We start from the raw sequence: 22,851 nt of genomic DNA on the forward strand, positions 1-22,851 counted from the left end.
ACTCTGAACAAGTGGCAAAGTTAATACTATTTCTTCCGTCCTGAAAATTTCTTGTCCTTTTTAGCCTCCGGGAACACAAAAGTCGTGTTATATTCCCCGTCAAAGGCGACAACAGCATCGAAACTCTTGCCCTGTTTGCTCTTGAACCCTTTGAGCAGCTTGGTATGCCCTTCGGTGAGCAGGTCTTTGATTTCATCGTCGGACAGGGTGCGTCCCGCTTTCAGCCGGAACACGGGCAGTCCGCACTCCGTGTTGTCGCAGCGTACCACCTTGCCGTAGAACCGCATCCTGCCCGTGCCACACTTGGGACACGCGCAGCCGGAGTCACGGCTGCCGAAGAGCTTGTCGCACGAGATCAGTTCGGAGGTTATCTCACGTGTGTACGCCTCTATCTCCTTGCGGAAGGTGTCGTCGGACAGTTCCCCGCGCTCGATACGCGCCAGCTCCTTTTCCCATTCGCCCGTCATGGCAACATCGGCGATGCGCATCGTCTTGACGACGGAATTGAGGGCAAGTCCTTTTTCGGTGGGAACAAGCGACTTCTTGCAGCGTTCCATGTAACCGCGCTTGAAAAGCGTTTCGATGATGGAGGCGCGTGTGGCGGGAGTACCGATGCCACAGTCCTTCATCGCCTGCCGCAGTGCGTCGTCCTCAATTTCCTTGCCCGCCGTTTCCATTGCCGAGAGCAGGGTGGCTTCGGTATGCAGCGGCTTGGGTTTGGTCTTTCCTTCGGTAATGGACGAGCCTTTCGGTGTCAGCGTGTCGCCTTCCTGCCAGCCGGGGATGGTAATTTCCTCTTTTTCCTCGCCATAGACGGCACGCCATCCGGTTTGCTTCACGACGCTGCCTTTTACGGTAAACTCCACTCCGGCACATTCCGCCGTGACAGTGGTCACATCCTTGACGCATTTCTCAGAGAATGCCTCGACCATGCGCCCGGCAATCATCTGATAGATGGTATTGTCCTCTTTGGAGAGGAAGAGCGGTTTCTCACCCGTGACGAGCAGGGCATGGTGGTCTGTCACCTTGCCGTCGTCCACGCTGCGGCGTGTCGGGGCGGCTTTTGCCCGCACCTTGTCTTTCCATTCGGGCTGTGTGCCGATGAAAGCGAGCAGTTTGGGAATTTCGGCAAACACGTCTTCGGGGATGTAGCGGCTTCCCGTTCTCGGATAGGTTATCAACTTCTTTTCGTAGAGTTTCTGCGCGATTTCAAGCGTCTGTTCCGCCGTGAAGCCGTGCTTGGCGTTGGCTTCTTTCTGGAGCGTGGTCAGGTCGTAGAGCAAGGGAGTTTCCTCCGTCTTCTCCTTGCGCTCGGCTTTCGTGACAGTGGCGCAACCTGCCGCCTTTACCTTATTATATAGTTCCATCGCCGGTTCTTTCTCTTTCCATTTCTCGGAGGATGAGAATTTCACGACTTCGCCGTCGCAACCGTCCGTTGCGATATGGAGCTGCCAGAATGCTTCGGACGTAAAGCGGCGGTTCTCCCAGTAGCGTTCACATACCATAGCCAACGTTGGTGTCTGCACCCGCCCCACGGAATACGTGCCGTGTCCGGCGGCGATGGATAACGCCTGTGTGCCGTTGATGCCCACGAGCCAGTCGGATTCGCTCCGCGCTTTGGCGGCGAGGTAGAGGTTGTCGTATTTGCTGCCGTCTTCGAGTTTCCGCAGTCCCTCGCGGATAGCTTTGTCGGTGAGAGAGCTGATCCACAGGCGCACGAAAGGAGTGGTGCAACCCGTATAGTGGTAGAGGTAGCGGAAGATAAGCTCTCCCTCGCGTCCGGCATCGGTCGCCACGATGATATGTTCGCTTGTGTCGAACAGTCTTTTGATGACTTTTATCTGCGACACCACGCCGCTGTCGGGCTTGTAACCTTTCTCCGTCCTGACCTGACGGGGGACGAGCGTGAATGTGTCGGGAATAATCGGGAGGTTGTCACGGACAAATCCGCGCACGCCGTAGCCGTCGGGCATGGCAAGCTGAACGAGGTGTCCGAATGCCCATGTCACGGCATAACCGCCTCCCTCGAAATATCCTTCCTCTCTCTTTGTCGCGCCCACGATGCGGGCGATTTCACGTGCCACGGAGGGCTTTTCTGCAATGATTGTCTTCATGTCTTCTTCTTTTTTGTTGATACTTTGGATTTTATTTTGGATTCAGTGGCGGACACGGGATTACATTTTCATGCCCTTGCCCGTTTTCTTCTGCGGCTTCTCCTGCTGCTGTTGCTGGCGGGCGTCCTTCGGGTTGGTCTGACCTTTCTGCAACGGCTCTCTCAGATTCTTTGTAGCCTCGTTGGTCTTGCCATCGTTGTTCACCGCCACCTGCGTGCGGCTCTCGTTGGACGGAGCAACCTGCTGTGCATTGTCAGGGTTCGTGTCGTAGCGGTACGGGCGTCCCTTCTCCGGGTTGAACTTGATATACATCGTGGCATGGAAGCCCTGCTTGTCGGTCACGTTCTCCAGCTTCACGGCTTTACCCGCCACATAGTCGGCTTTCTGCTGGTCGGTGAAGCTCACGCCGCTCCATTTGCTGATGGGGCGGATGCTGCCGTCCTCGTTCGTCCACGTGTTGCGGCGTTGCTCCTTCTTGGTCTGTGCGGCATTTTCCCCGCCCTGCGCCTGACTTTTCGATGTGTCGCCTTTGGTTTCCTGTGTCTGTGCGGTACGGGGCGACTTGCCGGTTCCCGGCACGAACTCCACGCCGCGCTGCTCCACGTTCACTTGCAGGGTGGTGACGAACTTTCTGCCGTCGTTGCGCTCGATGAGCTTGTCGCGTACGGGCAGTCCGGCGCGGAGCATGTCCCGCTCCTGCGTGGTGATTTCCGTCTTGCCGATGCGCTCCGGGATGCGCACCCTGCTTGCCGGAATGTCCGTGATTTCATTCGTCTTGCGGTCGATGCTGATGTAGGAGGGGATGATCTCGCCCGTTTCCCTGTCCACAATGTCCACGACCCTACCGAGATTGCCCGTTTCGCGGAGGTTCTTCCGGTCATTGTCGGAGAATTTGTGTTCCTTGTACTCATCCAGCTTCTGCTCCTTGCGGATGAAGTGCGGCACGAGGCTGATGTTTCCCTCACCGTCCTTCTTGAAGGAGAGGCGGGCGTCCAGCTCGAATGATTCGCCGCCGAAGGTCGGTTTGACCTTTACCAAGTCGGACTTGCCATAGTTGAGCATCTTCGTAAGGTCGCCGGACTTTTCAAGGTTGTCCCGCTTTACGCCCCATCTGTCCTCCAGCTCCTGCCAGTTGATTTTACTCTCGTCGATGGGCTGGTAGCCACGTTTGCCCTGCATCTGTTCGGATTTGTCCTGTTGCTGTTCTTTCCGTTGTTCCATGTTCTCCTGTTTTTGAGGTTCTTGTTTCTCTGTCTGTTGTGCTGCCATCTCTTCCTGCACCTTCTTCTCATAGTCGGAGGTGTCCACCTTGTGAGGGGCGAGCAGCTCCTTGTTCGCTTCGGGGTCTTTCAGCAGTTGCTTCATCACCTCTAAGAGATTTTCAGCTTGGTCTGCCGCAATGCGGTAGAAACCGAAGCGGCTGGGTTCCTTGCACTGCCGGAAGAAGTTCTTGAAGAAGTTGTCCAGCACGTCGCCATGTCGGTCGAATTGCAGGAAACTCTGCGCGTTCTCCGCTTTTGCGGGGGTGCGCTTGGGTGTGCCGTCCGCGTTCAGCCCGGCTACCACGCTGATCTCGCCTGTCTTCTCGTCACGGACTACCAGCACGTCCTTTTCGTCTTTTTTCTTTGCCATCTGAAAAATGTTTTAATGGGTTATTTATGAAAGAAATTATGGATACGAGCCTTGTAGAAGGCTATATCTTCCTTTTTGAAGTCCTTGATATGGTTGGAAAGGAATGTCAGCACGTCCTCCTCGCTGTAATAGGTCTTCTTGCCCAGCGTCTTGTAGGGCAATGCGCCTACGCTGCGGTAGCGTTGGAGGGTGCGTTTGCTTATCTGGAGCAACATGCACAAATCCTGATTGTCGAAAAGGCGGATGCTTTCCGTGATAGTGGGCTGTTTCCCCTCAGCCTTCATCGCCAGCAGCAGTTCGTCCTGACGGTCGAGCCGTTCCATCAGCTTCTGCATCCAGCCCTCGAAGTTGTTTCGTGTGAGCAGTTCCATGACCTATGTCCTCCTTCCTTTTGGTTTGCCGCCCGTGCGCAGCGTGTGGTTGTGGAACAGGGTGTCTATTGTCCCTTCCTCGTTCCTTACTGTGTTGTCCTCCAATAGCCGCAGTATCTCGGAAAGGCGGTAGCGGCAGCTTCCGCGTACCACCACATACTCGATACGGTGGTCGGTGCGCATACGCTGCATGGTGCGCTTGCTCACGTTGAGCATCTTCGCCGCCTGTGCCGTGTCAAGCAGCTTGTCTTCGGTTTCCCGCTTCCGTTTCTTCTCGTCCCTTGCCTCGCGGATGTACCCTGCGATGTTCGCAATCTGCGCCATCATCTCCTTGTAGGCGGAACTTTCCATTGTTATCACTTTCATGTTCAGTCCTTTCTTTTTGTTTCTGCGACAAAATTCGGCAATAAACAAAAGGGGCTTTAACAACTCACTACGTGACTCACGTAAGATTTTTGCGGAAGATGGCTCCGTAACCCGGTCAAACGGCGCAACAGGCAGCCTTTCAGCGGAAAACGATACGTCTTGTATGCCGTTTCGTTACCTTTGCGGCAAACTCTAAATGACATGAATATGGAAATAGTATCTATCGAGAAAAAGACTTTCGAGATGATGGTGGCGGCATTCGGCGCACTCTCGGAGAAGGTCGCCGCCCTGAGGCGCAAAAGCGACACGGGGCGCATGGAAAGATGGCTCACGGGCGAGGAGGTCTGCGGGCAGTTGAGAATAAGCCCGCGCACGTTGCAGACGCTGCGTGACAGGCGGCTTATCGGCTACTCGCAGATAAACCGCAGGTTCTATTACAAGCCAGAGGAGGTGAAGCGGCTGATACCGCTTGTCGGCACGCTCTATCCGCACGGCAGATGATTTGATTTATTCACCCACTGAATCCGAAGTTATGATGAACGAGAACAACGATGTTTTTACGATGGAAGACGAGCCGATAGCCTCTGTGGTGCAGGATATGCGCAAAGGCTCGAAATGGCTGTCCGCATTTCTGGAAAGCTACCGTCCTCCGCTGGACGGGGAACGTTACCTGACGGACGGCGAGGTGTCGGAACTGCTCCGTGTGAGCCGGCGCACCTTGCAGGAATACCGCAACAACCGCGTGTTGCCCTTCATACTTTTGGGAGGGAAGGTGCTTTACCCGGAAACGGGGCTGCGCGGGGTACTGGAAGCGAACTACCGCAAGCCGCTGGAGTGAGGCGGTTTCATGAAAAAGTAAACGGGTGACACCTTTTGTGGTGCTACCCGTTTACTTGTCTTATGGGGTATGTGCAATCAGCAATACCCGGCTTTTCCGTTCTGTATGAACATCACGTATGTCTGCCGTTTCTCTTGTGAGAGTGCCTTTCCCACCAGCCATGTGCGGAACAGGTGGGTGTTGTAGGTATTCACCCTGAAAGCGACCGGGATGATGATTTCAAGGGCGTACACGTCCGCGTGCAGCCCGTTTTCAAGCTGCATGTAGCGGCACACCTCGTAGTCGTTCAGCACGTCCGACTTGCGGACGGCTCTGATGGCGGCGTTCACTGCCGGGACGGTCGTATGGAACAATCCGGCTATTTCGGTGGCGGTCATCCACACGTCGTTACCGGTTACGCTGACTGCCTTGTCCTCGATGATGATTGTGTCACGTTTCATGGCTTTTCTTTTTAGATGGTGCAACCTGCAAATTCCTCGACGCCGTTCAATCTTGCGGCAAGGTTCTCCATGTCCTGATTGAGCTTCTCTTTGGTTATCTTTGCGTAAATCTGCGTCGTCTTTATGCTCTTGTGTCCGAGCATGGAGCTGACCGTTTCGATGGGAACACCGTTGGAGAGGAATATCGTCGTGGCTGCCGTGTGGCGGCTCTGATGCCACGTGATATGCTTGGTGATGCCGCAACGCTTGGCGACGGCACGGATACCGGCAAGGCACGTGTTATAATGCGGAACGGGAAATATCCTGCCGTCCCCGCACAGTCCCCGGTATTTGCCGATTATGCGGTTGGCGATGTCGAGCAGGCGGATGTTGGACACCACGCCCGTTTTCTGGCGGTTGATGTTTATCCACTCGTGTTCGTCGAAGTAGGTGCGGATATTCTCTTCCGTAAGGTTGCGCATATCCGCGAACGACAGCCCCGTGAAGGCGCAGAACAGGTAGAGGTCGCGGTACAATTCCTGTTTGGCGTTTTTCAGTTTCCCCTCCATCAGCAGGCGGATCTCATCTTTGGTCAGGAAACTGCGTGTTGTTTCCTCCTTCTTGATTTCATACTCGCGGAACGGGTCGCGCGTCAGCCACTCGTTGTTGATGGCGATGAATACCATCGTCCGTAACGGGCAGACGTACAGCCACACGGTATTGGTGCAGCAGTGCTTGTCCGTGCGCAGGAACATCTCGAAGTCGGAGATGAAAGCCGGGGTAAGCTCTTTTAGGGCGATGTCCTTCACATGGTAGCGGATGTCGAGGAACTCTTGCATGTGCTTGTAAACGGTGCGGTACTTCAGCAGCGTGCCTTTGGCTTTCATGCCTGCCTCCACCTGCTTCTCGTAGTCCTCGTTGTGCTGGCGGAACACCTGCATCAGCGTGTGGTAGCGGTGTTCCAGTCCGAGAAAGGCGTTCTTCACCTTCTCCGCCGTGACGAAGTTGTCACGCTCCATGATTTCCTGATAATGCCTGTTGATGCGTACCCGCATCTTGTCAAGCATACGGTTCGTTTCGAGTGCCGCCGTGCTTCTGCCCGTGACACGTCCACCTTTGGTGTCCCACAGTTTCGGATCGACAGTCAGTTTGCAGCTGAACTGTGTCTGGCTGCCGTCCACCGTGATGCGTCCCATGACGGGAACTGTCCCGTCCTTTTTCACTACCTGACGCTTGAGGTAGTAGATTACTGAAAATGTACTCTTCATTGTCCTTAATTTTTGGGTTTCAAAATTAGTTGGTGAAGAGTCCGGTGTTGGTACGCAAAACGGGGAGGAACGGCGCAATCTTTTTCCGTAACCTGATTTTTCGCATGAGTTATGGATAACTCACTATTCCTTAGAGCCTTGTTTCGCTATTCGTACCCGTTTGTCGCATTTTCGGGCATGGTTACGAACAAGTAACGTAGCGGCGTCAGGATTTGGCTTCGGCAGGGATTGTAATGGCTTCACGGATTATCGCCACTTCAACCAAAACCCTTGTAACTCAATTCTATCACTATATCTTTCCGCATTTCACTTTTTTGTAGTAACTTTGCAGCATAAATAAATGAACCTCTATGCGTATCGACATACTGACCGTACTTCCGGAAATGATCGATGGAATGATTAATTGCTCCATCGTCAAAAGAGCACAGGACAAGGGACTGGCTGAAATCCATCTACATAACCTGCGTGACTACACGACTAACAAATGGCGCCGTGTAGACGATTACCCTTTCGGTGGTGAGGCCGGGATGGTGATGCAGATCGAACCGATCGACCGGGCTATCTCCGCTTTGAAAAGCGAACGGGAGTATGACGAAGTAATCTATACGTCGCCGGACGGGGAAACATTCAACCAGCCGATGGCGAACAGCATGTCGTTGCTGGATAATATGATTATTTTATGCGGTCATTACAAAGGTATAGACTACCGCATCCGGGAGCATCTGATCACCAAAGAGATATCTGTAGGCGATTACGTGCTGACGGGTGGCGAACTGGCAGCCGCCATTATCACCGATGCGGTCGTGCGATTGATCCCTGGAGCCATCGGTGACGAACAAAGCGCCCTCTCCGACTCTTTCCAGGATAACCTGCTCGCCCCGCCCGTTTATTCACGTCCTGCCGAATACAAAGGTTGGAAAGTTCCGGATGTGCTTCTCTCCGGCCACCAGCGCAAGATCGACGAATGGCGGTTGCAGCAGGCACAGGAACGGACGGCACGGCTACGACCGGATTTGCTGAAAGGGGAATAAATCGAAACAACTTTTTTGACAAAATAACACCCTACCAGGTATTTTATAAACATATTGATATGTTAAAAAATATTACCCGGTAGGGTATTTTCATTTACCCGGTATATTAATCCGATTTAGCCGGTAGAGTAGTTACATTTTGATAGTTGCCTATTTTAGCAAAATACTCAAATCATTATTCTTTTGTCGCGCCATCAATTGCGCTATATATAAGGAACGGGGAAATAGATTGATCTCATTCTGTCCTTCCCAGATGCCATCCGGGCGATCGGTAAAATGGCCGGGATATTTCTCTCCTTTCAATCCTATACAATAATTATGCCCCGAAGTCCACGGGTTCTGTACGGCAGCACGGTTCACCCGGCAATTCCACAATACCTGCGTCACGCCTGCCCAACCATGTCCGCTTCCCATCTGGCCGCGGTCCTGTACGTTTATTTCGCCATCAGTAACGATATTATCATACAACGTGCCGACAGACCAACGGTGGTGCGGACCTATATCGGCAAACGTCTGCGAAGCCGTGCAATTATAAAAGACATTCGGACCGCATACCTGTGCACCGGTTACATAATCATGACGGCCTTCCGTCGCCTGGCAGTTCATAAAGAGATTCTGCTGCCCCCAGTTATTGAAGGAATAACGATAGCCTCCGGTAATAAGTGATTTTGCTTCCAGGCAACGACAATCCACAACAGAGACATTTTTAGCAAAACGTTCGCAACTGACAGCCGAGTAGCCGAAATAACGGGCCGTGATGTTCCGCACCCAACAGTTTTCCGCCTTATCCAGTCCAACGGCAATCCAACCGTGTTCCAGGTCTTCATAATCTTCAAACTCGGATTCAAAGCAGATATCCGATATACCGACCTCACTGATACGTCCGTCGAACGTATATTTATAGACTTCGCCGCCTCCAAACTTCTTATCCATCTGCATCACGACAGGGTTGTCGATAAAAAGACGGTTCCCTTCGATCTTCGTGATCTGACGCTCGAAAGCCAGGTTATATTCCTGCGGCGTCCATTGGCGTGTACCTTTCCGTTCCACGATCTGATCCATCTTAATGGCATGGATCCATTCCTGGGTACCGGGACGGTAAACGATCACCCGGTCGCCCACCTTAAAACCTTTTGTCGACGAAACCCGGAATGAATGGGTACCGACCGGCACGAAATCGTCTGTTATCTTCACCCGTGTATCCGGTATTTCCTTCATCGAACCGGCTCCTTCCACCCGGATCAAAGTACGACGCTCTTTACCGGTAGCGATCAGACGGGTTTCATTGATATTATCGCCTTCTCCCATCAACACGATACCACCGGTGTTTATCACGACAGAACCGGCAATCCTGTAAACACCCCGTTTTAAAAGGATCGTCCCCCGATGGCCGTTTTCATCCGGCTGCCTGCGGGATATTTCATCGACAGCCTCTTGTATCAAGGCTCCGCTATCCCCTTCTTTTACCGGAGAAACGACTTTAACAACCGGATATCGAGGAATACTTTTATCGCCATGATGATAGCCTACCCGGCTGAAATCAGGTATGGTATTGCCGTCTTTATCGGGAATATAAGTCAGAATACCTTCCTCACTGATCCTGACCAGCGAGGACTGCCAGGCCGGCGGTAGCTTCGTCTGTGCATGGCTACAAACGAAAGCTGCTCCGGCCACTAGTCCGATTATGATTTGTTTAAATGCGCTCATTCGATACTTAATCTTCAATGATTACACGGAAACCTACATTATGCACTTTCTGCCAGGGCAGATAAGATTTACGGTAATAGGCTGTCGAAGTTTTCGGATGATCGGTCCAGGAACCGCCGCGTACCACTTTTTCGGTTCCGTTACCTTGTGCCTTCTCGTTATAAGGATAAGGCAGATAGTCGGAACGTGTCCATTCGGCGATATTACCCTGCATATCATACAATCCCCAGGGGTTAGCCTGATAACCACCACCTTTCACCATCAGCATATTGCCGTCGTCGACATTATTGTCTTTCGGCTGGTATGTGTAGTATTTGTACCAGGGATCACCAGGGTTCATCGGTTGCGGGTTCACACCTCTTACCGCCAGCTTGTTCAGTTGTTTGTCACCCATATTTTCATAGGCGGCAAAATCGGTATTCAGCGCCCCGTACCAGAAATCGGATTCACTACCAGCACGACAGGCCCACTCCCACTGCATTTCGGTCGGCAAAGTCACTTTCAAACCGGTTTTCTCACTCAGCTTCTCACAGAAGGCCATCGCCTCTTCCCAACTGACACGGATGGCGGGTTGTTCCGGATTGTTGGCCGGATACCCCTGGTGCACATGATCCTTCCAAAGTTGGTTCACGAAACGGCTGTTATGATCGGGGAAAATCGTACGGAATTGTTCGTTACTCACCTCTATCTCCGCCATCCAGAATGCCTTTTTCACCTCCTGTTTGCTGGCCGGAGAGTAATCGGAATGTCCCTTGTTACTTCCCATCACAAACTTTCCGGCCGGGATGCGTACAAAGTTCATCACGATGCCCGGAGCCAGCTCGATGCTCTTCTTTGTCTCCTGTTCCTTTGCCAGCATGCTCTTAGCGATTGTTGCATCAAACGGCCAGCCTTTCACATTCACTTCTTTATCTTTATATTCCCTGCGTTCCGGTTTTACGGGAGACGGCTTCGGTTGTTTGCCCAGATAATCGGCATAGGCACGGATTTCCGACTGCCAGTCTACACCGGAACCGGCATATTTCTCCGTCAACTCCGTACGACGACTGATCTGCTCTACTCCCTTAAAGATATTTGCTTTAAATTTATTATGATAAGGAGCATTAAAGTCAATCCAGTTATAAAGCGTTTTCCATTCCTTATCGGTCAGTTCAACGCCATGATGTCCGGTTTTCAACATCTTGATCAGCTGGCTGGTCGAGGCATGATATTCGTACGGATTCAAGACTTCGATCTCCGCTTCCGGTCCCTGACGGTGGATATACGGATGAAGATTCAGATAACTTTTGCCAAATCCGGTAAAATCATCGATACGGCCACCGGTAAAATCGGCCAGTTTATTAGAACCGTCATGGCAGGCGATACAGGCACGGTCCAGTACCGGCTGTACTTCCAGTTCGAACGTGAACGGACGCTGTCCGCCTTCCGGCAATGCGATCGCATGCGGTTTGATAGTCGAAGCGACCACACGTTTCGGGATAGGTATCTGATTCTGGTCTTCGTGGCAACCGATACAGGAGACGGTTTCTCCCGGCATTCCGGTCAGCCAGCTACGCATCCACTGCACGGCACGTCCGCACGAATCCAGCGGCTGAAGCGAGATCGGCGTATTGGCAGGAATAGTGAACAATGCGGAACCATCCTCTTCGACCGGCACCGTGCCCAACAGGCGTTTGATATCCCATCCGCTCTGAACACCCTGTGCCCAATGGTCGGACGGAGTTTTATTATAAGCATATTCGTAAGACAACACACGAAATGCTTTCACCGTACCACGGGGTACGCCCTTCAAACCTTCACCTTCGTAAATATCCTGGATAAAGACAGTCGCCTCCTTCGTGCCCGGTTTCGTACGGTCGGGAATAATGGGGGGAACCGGAGTTTTCTTTACCGGTATCGGGTGGATCAATCCTTCACCTTCATACTCGGCAATCAGCGTCAGGTTATCATACACGTCTACCAGATAAATGCCCCATAAAGCATTCGGATTCAATTTGGCGGCAACCAGATAATATTTATCGTTCAACGGATAAGGCTTGATAAACTGAGGCCAGACACCATCCACCAGCCGGTCTTTCACGATCGGTTCGATCTTGCGGTCGCGAAATGGCAGTTCCTGCACCATTCCCAGTTCCGACTTGCGGCCTTTGGAAGGATCAAACAGGATCAGACGACCGGAACGGGCAACGCCATGGTGTCCGGAGATGATTCCGACAAAACCGGATGCCTGGCCGGGTATCGGTTTCGCGTCGAATGTGCTGTTCGGAAAATAAGAGCCGCTGCCGTAAAGTGCTTTCTGCTCGGTTCCGTCGGGATTCATATGCATCACGAAGCGGGAGAAATAATGTGTCAGGTCGGTGTACTCCCAACGGGTATACATCACCTTGCCATTGTGCATGATGACCGGCGACCAGTTGGCATCCTGGTCGAACGTCAGACGACGCAGGGAACGGTCTTCCGGATTATAAAGCACCATATTACCGACCTCATCATTCCCGTTTACGCAAGGAACACCGTTGTAACCGATATTGGATACGGCAATGATCTTTCCCGAAGGCAACCAGGTCGCATCAAAGAACTCGAGGTCTTTTTCGGGTGATTCAATCAGTTTTTTCAAACCTTTCCCATCCAGTCCCACTTCGAAAACCTGCCAGCGCTTATCGGTGTCGATCATGGAAAACATCACACGGTCGGCATCCCAATGCAGTTTCAGGTCGGGAACGGACGAACCGTTATCCGGCTTGAAGATGGTACGTGACTGAATGTCGCCGCGAAGATTCGATAGTTCGACGATCTCCGCATCGAATCCGCCACGCGGGGCGGAAGTCTGGTTCGACCAGTTATTATTCTGTGTTCCCAGCGAACGGGGATTGACCTGGCGGGCAGAGGTACCGATATGGTAACGGCCCACGATCAGTTTATCCATATCCAGTTCCGGATTGGCCAGCAGTATTTCCCGTTTTAACTGCAAAGCCTGCCGGGCATCTTTTATTGTATTTTCATCGTTTGAATAGATACCGGCAAAACCTTTACCTACCAGTTCTTTTAAGGCTGACAGTCTGGATTGGTTAGCGGCCTGGTCAAACGACTTACTGCGTTTCATATCATTGAAAGCCTCTTCGATGGCCCGCATATTAAGCCAGCTCAGCGACTCCTGCAATTCATATACCTTCATGGCATCCTGCGCAATATTCAGGTATGTCATCACTTGTTTATCCAACTCCTTCTCCTGACCGGCAGCAGCGATACGGGCTGTAAAATATTTTTTATCCGCCAGCAGGTCTACGACCGATTCGGCGATATGTTTTTCTATGGTAGCATCATAGGTTGTAACCAGGGCTTTCATGTCGCTTCCGGCAAACGGAAGGAATTGTGCCGATTCAGCCGGATAGCCGGCAATAATATCTTCGGATAACTCTTTGCCCGTTATCCCCTGCAAGCGAAAAATAGCGGTCCCTGCGGAGGAACGGTTTTCCAATCCGATTTCCGCTTCAAAACGGACATATTTTTTATCCAGCGGAACGACGATCTGTGAGTTGGCATTCGCCATAATCGTCCGTTCGTATGTTTTCCCTTTCATAATGACCGGAACGCCTTTGGCATTGGCGTTAAAGACCGGGCGGCCTGTACCGGTATCCTTAAAAGTATCTTTCAGATCGTTCAGCCAGACGGAAGAACCGTCGGCCGCGATCAATCGGGCATTTGCCCATACAGCCTGGTCGTCGGCAGTTCCGTCGACCGTACCCCAGGTATAAAGTACCATTTCATCCAGTCCGGTCACATCGGCGGTAAACTTCTCGGCAGCTTGTTTCGCCTTGATAACCTTTGAAGAAACCGGAAGGCTGTTCTTTTTCATCTGTTCGTAAGCATTCTGTTTGGCAACGGCAATTTTCTCAGACCAGGAAGCAGGCGTGTTGCCCTGCTTTTTCTGCTTTTGAGGAAAAGCGGAAAGCGAAAAGGCCAGGCAGGCTGATAAAACAATTAAACTCTTTTTCATGATATCTGTCTCTTATATTTTACGATGATCTGCACTACCGGTTTATGAAATCCGGTCCCTTTTGTTAGTGGGGGTATCCCACTAACGTTAGCAGAGATGTGCCACTAAAATCGGAAAGAAAGCCCCGCCTTTAACAGCGGAGCTTCTCACCCATACTTAAATTATTATCGAACGATTAATAGTTCGGATTCTGGATCAATACGCCGTTAGAGAAGTCGATCTGATCCTGTGGCAACGGGAAGTATTCATGCGCCTTAGACCAAGCTGTTACGTGTCCCGCCAACAGTGGATCGAGTTCAAGGCCATTCAGTTTATCCATGATTTTCCAACGTTTCATATCATAGTAACGGATCAACTCAAACGGAGTTTCTACGCGGCGTTCATGGCGGATCTTTTCACGCAACTGATCCTGTGTCAGATTGGCGGCCAGATCTTCCAGTCCGGCACGGTTGCGTATCTGGTTCACCATTTCCGTTGCACCGGCTATACCCAGTTCATTGGCAGCTTCAGCTTTCAAGAGTAATAATTCACCCCAACGAAGGAAGACCCAGTCCTGTTCACTACGTGTACTAGCCTGCCACATATCACCATCTTTCATCAACGGAGTCAACCATTTTACCATAGCCTTCTTCAAATCGCTTCTGTTTAAAGATACAATTTCGCCTCCCGGCCACTGATATTTATCATCGAAAGCAACGATCTGTCCCAACCGGTTATCACCTTCCTCATAATCATTGGTCAGGTTTGCAACCGGACGTACTCCGGAGTAATTGCCGTATATATGATCGAAATTATTATAATTGTTCGGAGCCAGAAACTTGATAGAGAAAACAATCTCCGGACTGGCTTCCTGTGCATCATAAGTAAAATTGTCGGCATAACGATCGGCTAATGAGTATCCTTTGATTTCATTCAACAAATTGTATGCTTCCTGCACTTCGTTACGATTAGCGACCTTACCGTCTTCGCCAAAGGCATGGAACATCAGAAGACGTGCCTTTAACCCCTGGGCAGCCCCTTTGGTTGCATGTCCGCCGGCACCCTTGAATGTCTTGTCGTCCATTTTATCGATAGCAGCCTGCAAATCAGTGATCAGATTATTGTAAACTGTTTCCAAAGATTCTTTCGGCATATTCTGAATTGTAAGATCCAGCGGTTCTGTCGGATACGGAACCTCACCATAACACAGATAAAGCAGATAATAGCAGTAAGAACGTAAGAAAAGCGCCTCCCCTTCATACTGGTTACGGACACTATTCATATCTCCGCCCTGATAATTCTTCAACTGATATAAGAAGATATTCAGACGGGTGATAGCTTCGTAGGCTTCCTTATAAAGTTCCGGAACGAAACCCGTCATAGACGGATCTATATTATCCGCCTGGATCAGGTCTGTTTTATACACATAGCTGGAACCGGAACTACCGTACCCATTATCTGTCAGACAGTCATAAACAACCATCCCATACGATAACGTTTTAGCCTGCATACCCTGATAACAACCGGTCAATGCGGAATCAAAATCTGATTTTGATTGCCAGAAAATACTTTCTGACGGAGAAGTTGTCGGTGGCGTATCTAAAATATCAGAACAGGATGATACAGTCATCATGCCGGCAACCAATAGTGAAATATATGATAGTTTATTCATTTTCATAACTATTTTACAATTAAATTAGAATTCAAGATTTACACCGAATGAAATGATACGGTTCTGTGGATAATAAACCAAACGTGTACCCTTTGTGGAATTATAATTACGCTCCGGGTCACCACCCTGCGGGAATTTAGTTATTGTCAACAAATTATCACCAGAGAAGTAAAAACGCAGACGTTCGATCTTCGCTTTGCTTGTCAGTGCTTTCGGCAATGTGTAACCGAATGTCAGATTTTTCAAACGGAAATAAGAAGCATTGTACAACCAGTAGGTACTTTCACGCTGGTTCTTTGCACCACCTAAATCTGCGAAATACAAACGCGGATATTTGGCATCTCTATGATCTTCCGTCCACATATTGTCAATATAGTCTTGTGAGATCGGTGTTCCCTGATAAAACGGACGCAATCCCCAGCCACTGGCATAATGTTTTGCTCCCTGTACACCTTGTCCCATCAAAGAGAGGTCGAAACCTTTCCAGCTAGCACCCAGGTTCACGGAATACTCAAAATCAGGGAAGCGGCCATCAAGTACTTTACGGTCGTTTTCATCGACAATACCGTCAGGTACTCCATTCGGACCACTGATATCGGCATATTTAATATCACCCGGCAATGTCTTATCATTAAATTGTTTGGGAGAATTGGTCACATCTGCTTCATCCCTGAAAATGCCGATTGCTTCATAACCATAGAACGATCCGTAAGGCAGACCTTCTTTATAAATCAATCCCTTAGAAGAATCCACATAATCGGCGCCGTATTTCGTCAATTCATTTCTAGTGCGATCAAAGAATACACCAGCATTATAACTCAATCCTTTGAATATGCCTTCCCGGATATACCCATTATAAGCCAGTGATATTTCAATACCTTTATTTACCATTTCACCAGCATTGACAAACGGAGCTTTCAACCCCAGTAATGAATTGCTCTGTGCCTCACGAAGAATATCGTATGTTCTTTTCTTATACCAGTCAAAAGTAATATTGAAACCGTTGAAAGCTGTGATATCGATACCGAAGTCGCCAATAGCCGTAGATTCCCATTTCAAATCACGGTTGGTAAGAGCTGTCTGTGCAACACCGGCACCTAAATTTGTGTTGTCGAAACTATAATCCTTACCTGTTGTAACCAATGCATAATAAGAATAAAGATCGACATTCTGGTTACCCAGGATACCCCATGAACCACGCAACTTCAAACTATTCAGCCATTCCCAGTTAAGATCCTTCATCCATTCTTCTTCAGTCATACGCCATCCCAAAGAGAAGGAAGGGAATATACCCCAGCGAGATTCGGATGAAATACGTGAAGAACCGTCGTAACGGGCATTCACTTCCAACAAATAGCGTTGTTTGAAAGCATAGTTGGCACGGAAGAAAGCAGACATAATGCCCCATTCTTCTGATTTACCTTTGTTAGTCTGTACAGAAGAAATACCTGTATTCAGTTCATGCAAGGGGAAGTCATAATTCTGACGGTAACCTTCCAGATTATCCATTTTATAATATTCCAGATTGTAACCTGCCATAAAAGAGAAGTCATGTTCTTTATTCGGAGTAGCCCAGTCATATTTCAAATAAGTATATAAGTTATAATAAGAGCTGTTTTCCATTGTACTGGTCAAACCGGTTCCGTTTGTATTCAATGTACCGTTCTGTGTGCCGTCATGGTAATAATAAACCGGTGTTGGCAATGCTCCCCAATTCTTTATATGTTGTTGTTTGTAACGCATAGCACCTTTGGTATACCAACTCAAACCCTTGATCGGACTCACTTCCAGCCAAGCCTGTGCGTTTACATCAGTATTTACATAATTCTTGAAGTTTTCCGTTTCAGTAATAGCGACCATGTTTTTATTATTACTTTCAAAGGTAAATGCCTTCATCGTGTAACGCTTAATACCTGTACCATCATCCGGCAACCAGGGCATATAAGTCGGAGCCTGCGAAATAGTTGACAAATAAGCATCCGTATCACCCTGGCGTGTTTCCTGACGATTGCTGCGGCTGCCGGTAAAATACATTCCGAAACGTATCCAATCATTTACCTGTGAAGTCAGATCCAACGTTGCATTGTAACGCTTGAATTCCTGCCCTTTCATGGTACCAGGCTGATTGATCATGCTTAAAGAAGCGTTGTAAGAAGTTTTACCGGTAGTACCGGCTACACTCAGGTTGTGCTGCTGAACAAAAGCAGGATCAAACATATAATCCAGCCAGTTGAAGCTAGGATATTTAGTCGGGTCGGACGGATTGGTATAATTCGCAATCATCTCATCCGAATAACGGTCAGTTGCCGGAGCACCGGAGTTATCCTTTGCCATATTGAAATATTTCATATAGGTAGGAGAATCCCAAATCACATCCAACAGATTTGTCGGATTGTGGACTGCAAAGTTTCCATTATAACGAACAGAAATACGGTCTTTTGTTTCCGAACCATTCTTGGTTGTAATCAAAATCACACCGTTTGCAGCACGTGAACCATAAATAGAAGCCGAAGCTGCATCCTTCAACACAGAAACACTTTCAATAATGTTCGGGTCGAGGGAGGCGAGGTCTCCCTCGACACCGTTAATCAGGATTAACGGATCAGAACCGGTACCGGAATAAGTACCCTGACCACGTACACGGATCTGAACTGATTCATTACCCGGTTGTCCCTTGTCGGAAGTGATACGCAAACCCGGCATCTGGCCTTGCAACATAGTAGATGTATTGGCTACCGGACGTTTGGCAATTTCTTCTCCCGTCACAGCAGAAACGGCACCGGTCAGGTTCACCTTCTTCTGCGTACCGTAACCTACTACGACTACTTCATCCAAATTCTGGGTATCTTCATGGAGAGTAATTTTCAGGCGGGCATTACTTGTTACTTTTATTTCCTGGTCTTTATAACCAAGATACTTTACCAATAAAACATCGCCGGTTTTAGCCGGGACAGTGAAGTTCCCTTCTACATCTGTAATAATACCTGTGGTTGTTCCTTTCACTAGTACAGATACCCCGATCATCGGGTCTCCGAATTCATCCAGAACGATTCCGGAGATAGTCTGTGTTTGCGCGAACAAACTTAGACTTGAGTTAAACGCCACCATTAATAATAATAATCGCCAAAACGATTGAGTGGCCCTTTTGATTTCTTTTTTCATTTAATCATGGATTTAATTAGACTTAAAATTTCAACAAATTCAATAACACAAAGAAACATATTCTCTTTTTTACAAAAGAAAACATGCTTCCAATTTAGTATTAAATTATTCTATATGAATAGATTGATACAAAAGTGACAGAAAAGTGATACGATTTTATCAGCCGCCCTGTTCCTGATTGTTTTTCATCTGCACAAATTCAGTGGGAGTGCATCCATAAAAAGCCTTAAAGGAATTGGAGAAGTAAGAGTGACTGTTAAATCCAAGATGTGACGCAATTTCAGAGACATTCATTTCGGATTCTTTCAACAATTTAGCCGCCATCTCGAGGCGTTTGTTACGGATCAGTTCCATCGGTGAAAGTTCGGTGATGGATTTGAGTTTACGGTAGAGGTTCGCACGGCTGATACCGATTTCCGTGCATAACAATTCGACATCCAGCTTTTCATTGGATATGTTTTTCTCGATCACATCAAACAGTTTCTGGGAGAAACGTTCGTCGGCCGACTTCACCTCGATCCCCATCACATCCGGGGAGAAACGTTTTCCATAGAGTTTTTTCAATTGCTCCCTCGAGGCCAGCAGGCTGCGGATACGTGTCTGCAACACGTCCATATTGAACGGTTTCACAATATAATCGTCCGCTCCCGCCTGGAATCCTTCCTTGATATGGACTACCATCGAACGGGCAGTCATCAGAATAACCGGGATATGTCCGATGCGGATGTCATTCTTGATCATCGTACACAGTTCCAGTCCGTCGCGCTTCGGCATCATGATATCGCTAAGTACCAGGTCTGGGAAATCCTGCACTACTTTTTCGTAAGCCCTCACCCCATCGGCTGCCTCAATAACAATATATTCGGCTTCCAGGCTTTTCTTCAGATAATCACGCACATCCTTATCATCCTCGACCAACAAAATCTTATATTTAGGTTGATCTTTATTCTCCGTCACCGGCAACGAGACCGATATATCCTCCGTATTCGTTATTTCCGCAATTTTATCTATTTCCCTGCTCTCTATCTGTTCTTCGGAGAATGCCGAACGGGATACCGGAAGGATAACGACAAAGCAAGCACCTTTTGTTTCCGTATGATCCACATAAATTACCCCACGATGGAGTTGTACAATCGTATAAACAAGACTCAGGCCGATACCTGTTCCCGACAAATTTATACCGGACGTTTCAGGAATCTGATAGAAAGGAGTGAATATCTTATCCGCCTCTCCTTCTTCAATCCCTTTACCGGAATCTTTGACTTTCAGGATTACGTAATGAATGTTTTCATCTTTATACAATCCGTCAGTCCGTTTCGGGTCCAGTTCTTTCAGGGTTACTTCCGATACCTCCATAAGAACAGATTCACCGGAAGCCGTATATTTGAAGGCATTCGACAAGAGGTTAAAGACAACTTTTTCCAAGAGGGATTTATCAAACCAGCCATTGATCGTTTTAGGAGTACAATTCAGGGTGAATTTGACTTCATTGGTCAAAGCAATCTGATTGAACGCATAATAGATTTCTTTGATATATTCGCAGATATCTCCTTCACTTACCTTCAGGTCCATGCTACCCGCCTGGTTCTTATGCAGGTCCATCAGCTGATTGACAAGAAGCAAAAGTTTTTGAGCGTTCTTATAAATAATGGATAGCTTGTCATGCAACTCTGCCGGAATATCCACCCGTTTGACCAGTTCTTCAAACGGAGTGATAATCAGCATTAAGGGGGTACGCAACTCATGAGAGAAGTTTGTGAACAGGCGTATCTTTGCCTGATGAAATTCTTCCTGTTTTTGTTTCTCCAGTTGTTTCATCTTCAACCCGGCTTCCAGGTTACGTTTGATATTTACATAATAAAGAATCCCGTAAATAATAGCCGCTAAAGCAATAACATAAAACAGATAAGCATACCAGGTCCTCCACAGAGGCGGCTGCACAACAATAGCCAATGAACGTCCTTCCTCATTCCAGATGCCATCATTATTAGAGGCTTTTACGCGAAAAACATATTTGCCGGGACTTAGGTTGGTATAAAATGCGGAATTACGTTCTCCTACATAGTTCCAATCCGTATCATATCCTTCCAGTTTATAAGCATACTGATTTTGCGTCGCATAAATATAATTCAAGGCCTGGTAAGTGATTGAAAAGTTATTTTCATTATAAGCCAGGCGGATCGTTTCCATGCCGTCCAATACCTTATCCAGGATAGCAGATTCATCGCCGACTTTCACCGGATGGTTGTTAACAGATAATTGCTCCAGCACCACAGGCGGAATATTATTATTTTTATCCATCGCCTCCACATGGAATGTCACAAAACCGTTGCTTCCGGCAAAACAAAGACTTCCATCCGGCAAGGCGATGCCACTATGCAATGTAAATTCACGAATATCTATTCCGTTATGACGATGATAATTCCTGACTTCATCTTTCGCCGGATCAAACATGATCAGGCCGTTTACCGTACTCATCCATAACCGCTGATCGCTACTTTCCACCAACGTACAGATATTATTGTCCAGCAAACCTTCCCTGACAGTCATTATCCGCCGGATCGCTTTCGATTCATCCAGTTGAAAAATACCACCTCCGTAGGTTGATCCCCATATCTCACCGGATTGAGTCCGGACAATCGCCGATATATAGTTATTGGGAATCCTGTATTTCTCAACAGAAGCCTCATTGGAATATTTTGTCAGCTGTTTTTTATGCGTATCGAAGCGGAGCAATCCTTCGGCCGTACTTCCCAGCAAAAAGACACCGTCTTCTTCTTCCAGAATACAACGTACATTTGAAAAATAGATCGGTTCATCTACATTATTATAAAAGGTAGTAACCAGGGAATCATTCACAAAACAGGTCAGTCCAAATTCGGTCGATGCGCCACCCACCCACAAAACACCATTATGATCGCGAATGATAGAATAGATGGAATATTCAATCGGATACTGATGATACAAGGAAAACTTTTTGGTTTTGATATTAAACTTGTAGATTTCCCCTTTAGTCGTTCCGCACCAGACATAGCCGTCTTCGTAAAAAACGGATTTAATGATATTCGTATTAAATGCGAACCGGACGGAAGGATCGATCAGGTAATAATGTGACTCATTCGTCCGCTTATTATAATTCAATAATCCATACCCTTCCGTTGCTATCCATAAATCTTCAGGAGATTCATACGTAATCGCTCCGTAAATACCAGTCCTGATATTCAATTCTTCCTGCGGTTTATGAAGGACAAAGCGGTTTGTGAATTTATTCAGATAATTAACCCCTCCGGCAAATGTCCCGACCCACAGCGTTTTATCCCGGTCTACACAAAAACAATAAACCGAATAATGGCTCAACGACTTGTTTATATCATCGTAACCGGCCACCTTTACAATCCGTTCGGTCGCTTTATCCAAATCAAAAATGCCATCAAACGTACCGATCAGCAACTTCCCCTGCCATTCGATTATACAACGCACCGAGTTATTGCTCAATCCGCTGTTTAAATTAGTATATGAGGTCACCTCGTTATCACGCAGATTGATTTTATTCAATCCGCTATTCTTACAACCAACCCATATCTGCTTCTTATCATCTTCATAAATGGAAGTAATATTATTGTTATTCAATGGCATATTTTTAGATTCACTCGTAAACTGACTGATCAGATTCATCTGATGGTCACATAGGAGCAATCCTTTGTTTCTTGTACCGATCCAAAATCTGCCTGAGCTATCTTCCAGCAAAGTCACTATCATTGCTCTTTCAGTATCATCTTCTATAGGGATATATTCAAAATGGTCTCCCTCCCTGTTATAGCGATTCAACCCCTCCCAGGTTCCAACCCACAGACAACCCGAACGGTCGGTGTATACCGTAGAAATACTATTGGCAACCAATCCGTTAGTCTCCAGGTTATAGCGTTTAATCTCATTTGTGTTCAGATCTATCCGGTTCAGTCCATTGCTGGTTCCCACCCAGAGAAAACCTTCCTGATCTTCGGTAATGGAGGTGACGGAGTTATTCGACAGGCTCTGCTCATTTCCGTCTTCCCGATGATAGATTTTATATTCTTTTCCATTAAAACGGTTCAGTCCGTTCTTGGTGGCAAACCACAAATATCCTCTCGAATCCTGATAAATAGTCATCACAGAGAGTTGGGAAATCCCTTCATTCAGATCTGAATTAAAAGAATACAGATAGTTTGTCTTTTCTGCATACAGTGTTAGTACGGAAAGGATTAGAAATAGTATAGATAAAGATTTCCTGATCATACTTGTTGTATCTGATTTAT

Annotated in this window: 14 protein-coding genes; 3 read left to right on the top strand and 11 right to left on the bottom strand. The window is 48.1% G+C overall.

Annotated elements, in window-relative coordinates; genetic code table 11:
* Positions 1–26 precede the first annotated feature (26 nt).
* Genes topB through DWW91_RS09435 form a run of 4 tightly spaced genes read right to left on the bottom strand, consistent with a single transcriptional unit; the run spans position 27 to position 4,483 of the window.
* Positions 27–2,114, bottom strand: a complete 2,088-nt coding sequence (gene topB, locus DWW91_RS09420; RefSeq protein ID WP_004291456.1) for a type IA DNA topoisomerase — start codon at positions 2,112–2,114, stop codon at positions 27–29.
* Positions 2,115–2,174: 60 nt separating this feature from the next.
* Positions 2,175–3,746, bottom strand: a complete 1,572-nt coding sequence (locus DWW91_RS09425; protein WP_004291455.1) for a DUF3945 domain-containing protein — start codon at positions 3,744–3,746, stop codon at positions 2,175–2,177.
* 20 nt (positions 3,747–3,766) lie between these two features.
* Positions 3,767–4,117, bottom strand: coding sequence for a helix-turn-helix domain-containing protein (locus tag DWW91_RS09430; RefSeq protein WP_004291454.1), 351 nt, complete (start codon positions 4,115–4,117; stop codon positions 3,767–3,769).
* 3 nt (positions 4,118–4,120) lie between these two features.
* A complete protein-coding gene (locus DWW91_RS09435) occupies positions 4,121–4,483 on the bottom strand; it encodes a helix-turn-helix domain-containing protein (RefSeq protein ID WP_004304264.1) in 363 nt (120 codons plus the stop codon).
* 201 nt (positions 4,484–4,684) lie between these two features.
* Between DWW91_RS09435 and DWW91_RS09445 the strand changes: the two genes are divergently transcribed.
* Positions 4,685–4,984, top strand: coding sequence for a helix-turn-helix domain-containing protein (locus tag DWW91_RS09445; RefSeq protein WP_004291426.1), 300 nt, complete (start codon positions 4,685–4,687; stop codon positions 4,982–4,984).
* A gap of 31 nt (positions 4,985–5,015) precedes the next feature.
* Positions 5,016–5,321: a helix-turn-helix domain-containing protein gene (locus DWW91_RS09450; protein WP_004291424.1), complete on the top strand. Its 306-nt coding sequence runs from the start codon at positions 5,016–5,018 to the stop codon at positions 5,319–5,321.
* A 77-nt stretch (positions 5,322–5,398) separates the two neighbouring features.
* On the opposite strand, the gene DWW91_RS09455 is transcribed toward DWW91_RS09450, so the two are convergent.
* Both DWW91_RS09455 and DWW91_RS09460 read right to left on the bottom strand, forming a co-directional pair.
* Complete coding sequence (locus DWW91_RS09455) at positions 5,399–5,761, bottom strand: hypothetical protein (RefSeq protein WP_004291423.1); 363 nt, start codon at positions 5,759–5,761, stop codon at positions 5,399–5,401.
* A gap of 11 nt (positions 5,762–5,772) precedes the next feature.
* Positions 5,773–7,008 (bottom strand): site-specific integrase, encoded by a 1,236-nt coding sequence (locus DWW91_RS09460; RefSeq protein WP_004291422.1) that lies wholly within the window; start codon positions 7,006–7,008, stop codon positions 5,773–5,775.
* Positions 7,009–7,358: 350 nt separating this feature from the next.
* On the opposite strand from DWW91_RS09460, the gene trmD reads away from it, so the two are divergent.
* The gene (gene trmD / locus DWW91_RS09470; RefSeq protein WP_122327549.1) at positions 7,359–8,039 is read left to right on the top strand and encodes a tRNA (guanosine(37)-N1)-methyltransferase TrmD; all 681 of its coding nucleotides are present in this window, start codon (positions 7,359–7,361) and stop codon (positions 8,037–8,039) included.
* A gap of 150 nt (positions 8,040–8,189) precedes the next feature.
* Here trmD and DWW91_RS09475 read toward each other — a convergent pair whose 3' ends face one another.
* The 5 genes from DWW91_RS09475 to DWW91_RS09495 all read right to left on the bottom strand — a co-directional run bounded on the left by DWW91_RS09475 (position 8,190) and on the right by DWW91_RS09495 (position 22,831).
* Positions 8,190–9,746, bottom strand: coding sequence for a hypothetical protein (locus tag DWW91_RS09475; protein ID WP_122327550.1), 1,557 nt, complete (start codon positions 9,744–9,746; stop codon positions 8,190–8,192).
* A gap of 7 nt (positions 9,747–9,753) precedes the next feature.
* Entirely contained in the window at positions 9,754–13,743 is a 3,990-nt protein-coding gene (locus tag DWW91_RS09480; RefSeq protein ID WP_122327551.1) for an SUMF1/EgtB/PvdO family nonheme iron enzyme, read from the bottom strand.
* 175 nt (positions 13,744–13,918) lie between these two features.
* A complete protein-coding gene (locus DWW91_RS09485; RefSeq protein ID WP_007652790.1) occupies positions 13,919–15,394 on the bottom strand; it encodes a RagB/SusD family nutrient uptake outer membrane protein in 1,476 nt (491 codons plus the stop codon).
* A 24-nt stretch (positions 15,395–15,418) separates the two neighbouring features.
* A complete protein-coding gene (locus DWW91_RS09490) occupies positions 15,419–18,556 on the bottom strand; it encodes a TonB-dependent receptor (protein WP_122327552.1) in 3,138 nt (1,045 codons plus the stop codon).
* A gap of 159 nt (positions 18,557–18,715) precedes the next feature.
* Positions 18,716–22,831, bottom strand: coding sequence for a hybrid sensor histidine kinase/response regulator transcription factor (locus DWW91_RS09495; RefSeq protein ID WP_122327553.1), 4,116 nt, complete (start codon positions 22,829–22,831; stop codon positions 18,716–18,718).
* Positions 22,832–22,851: the final 20 nt, after the last annotated feature.

The sequence above is a fragment of the Parabacteroides sp. AF17-3 genome (assembly GCF_003635445.1).
GTDB lineage: Bacteria > Bacteroidota > Bacteroidia > Bacteroidales > Tannerellaceae > Parabacteroides > Parabacteroides goldsteinii.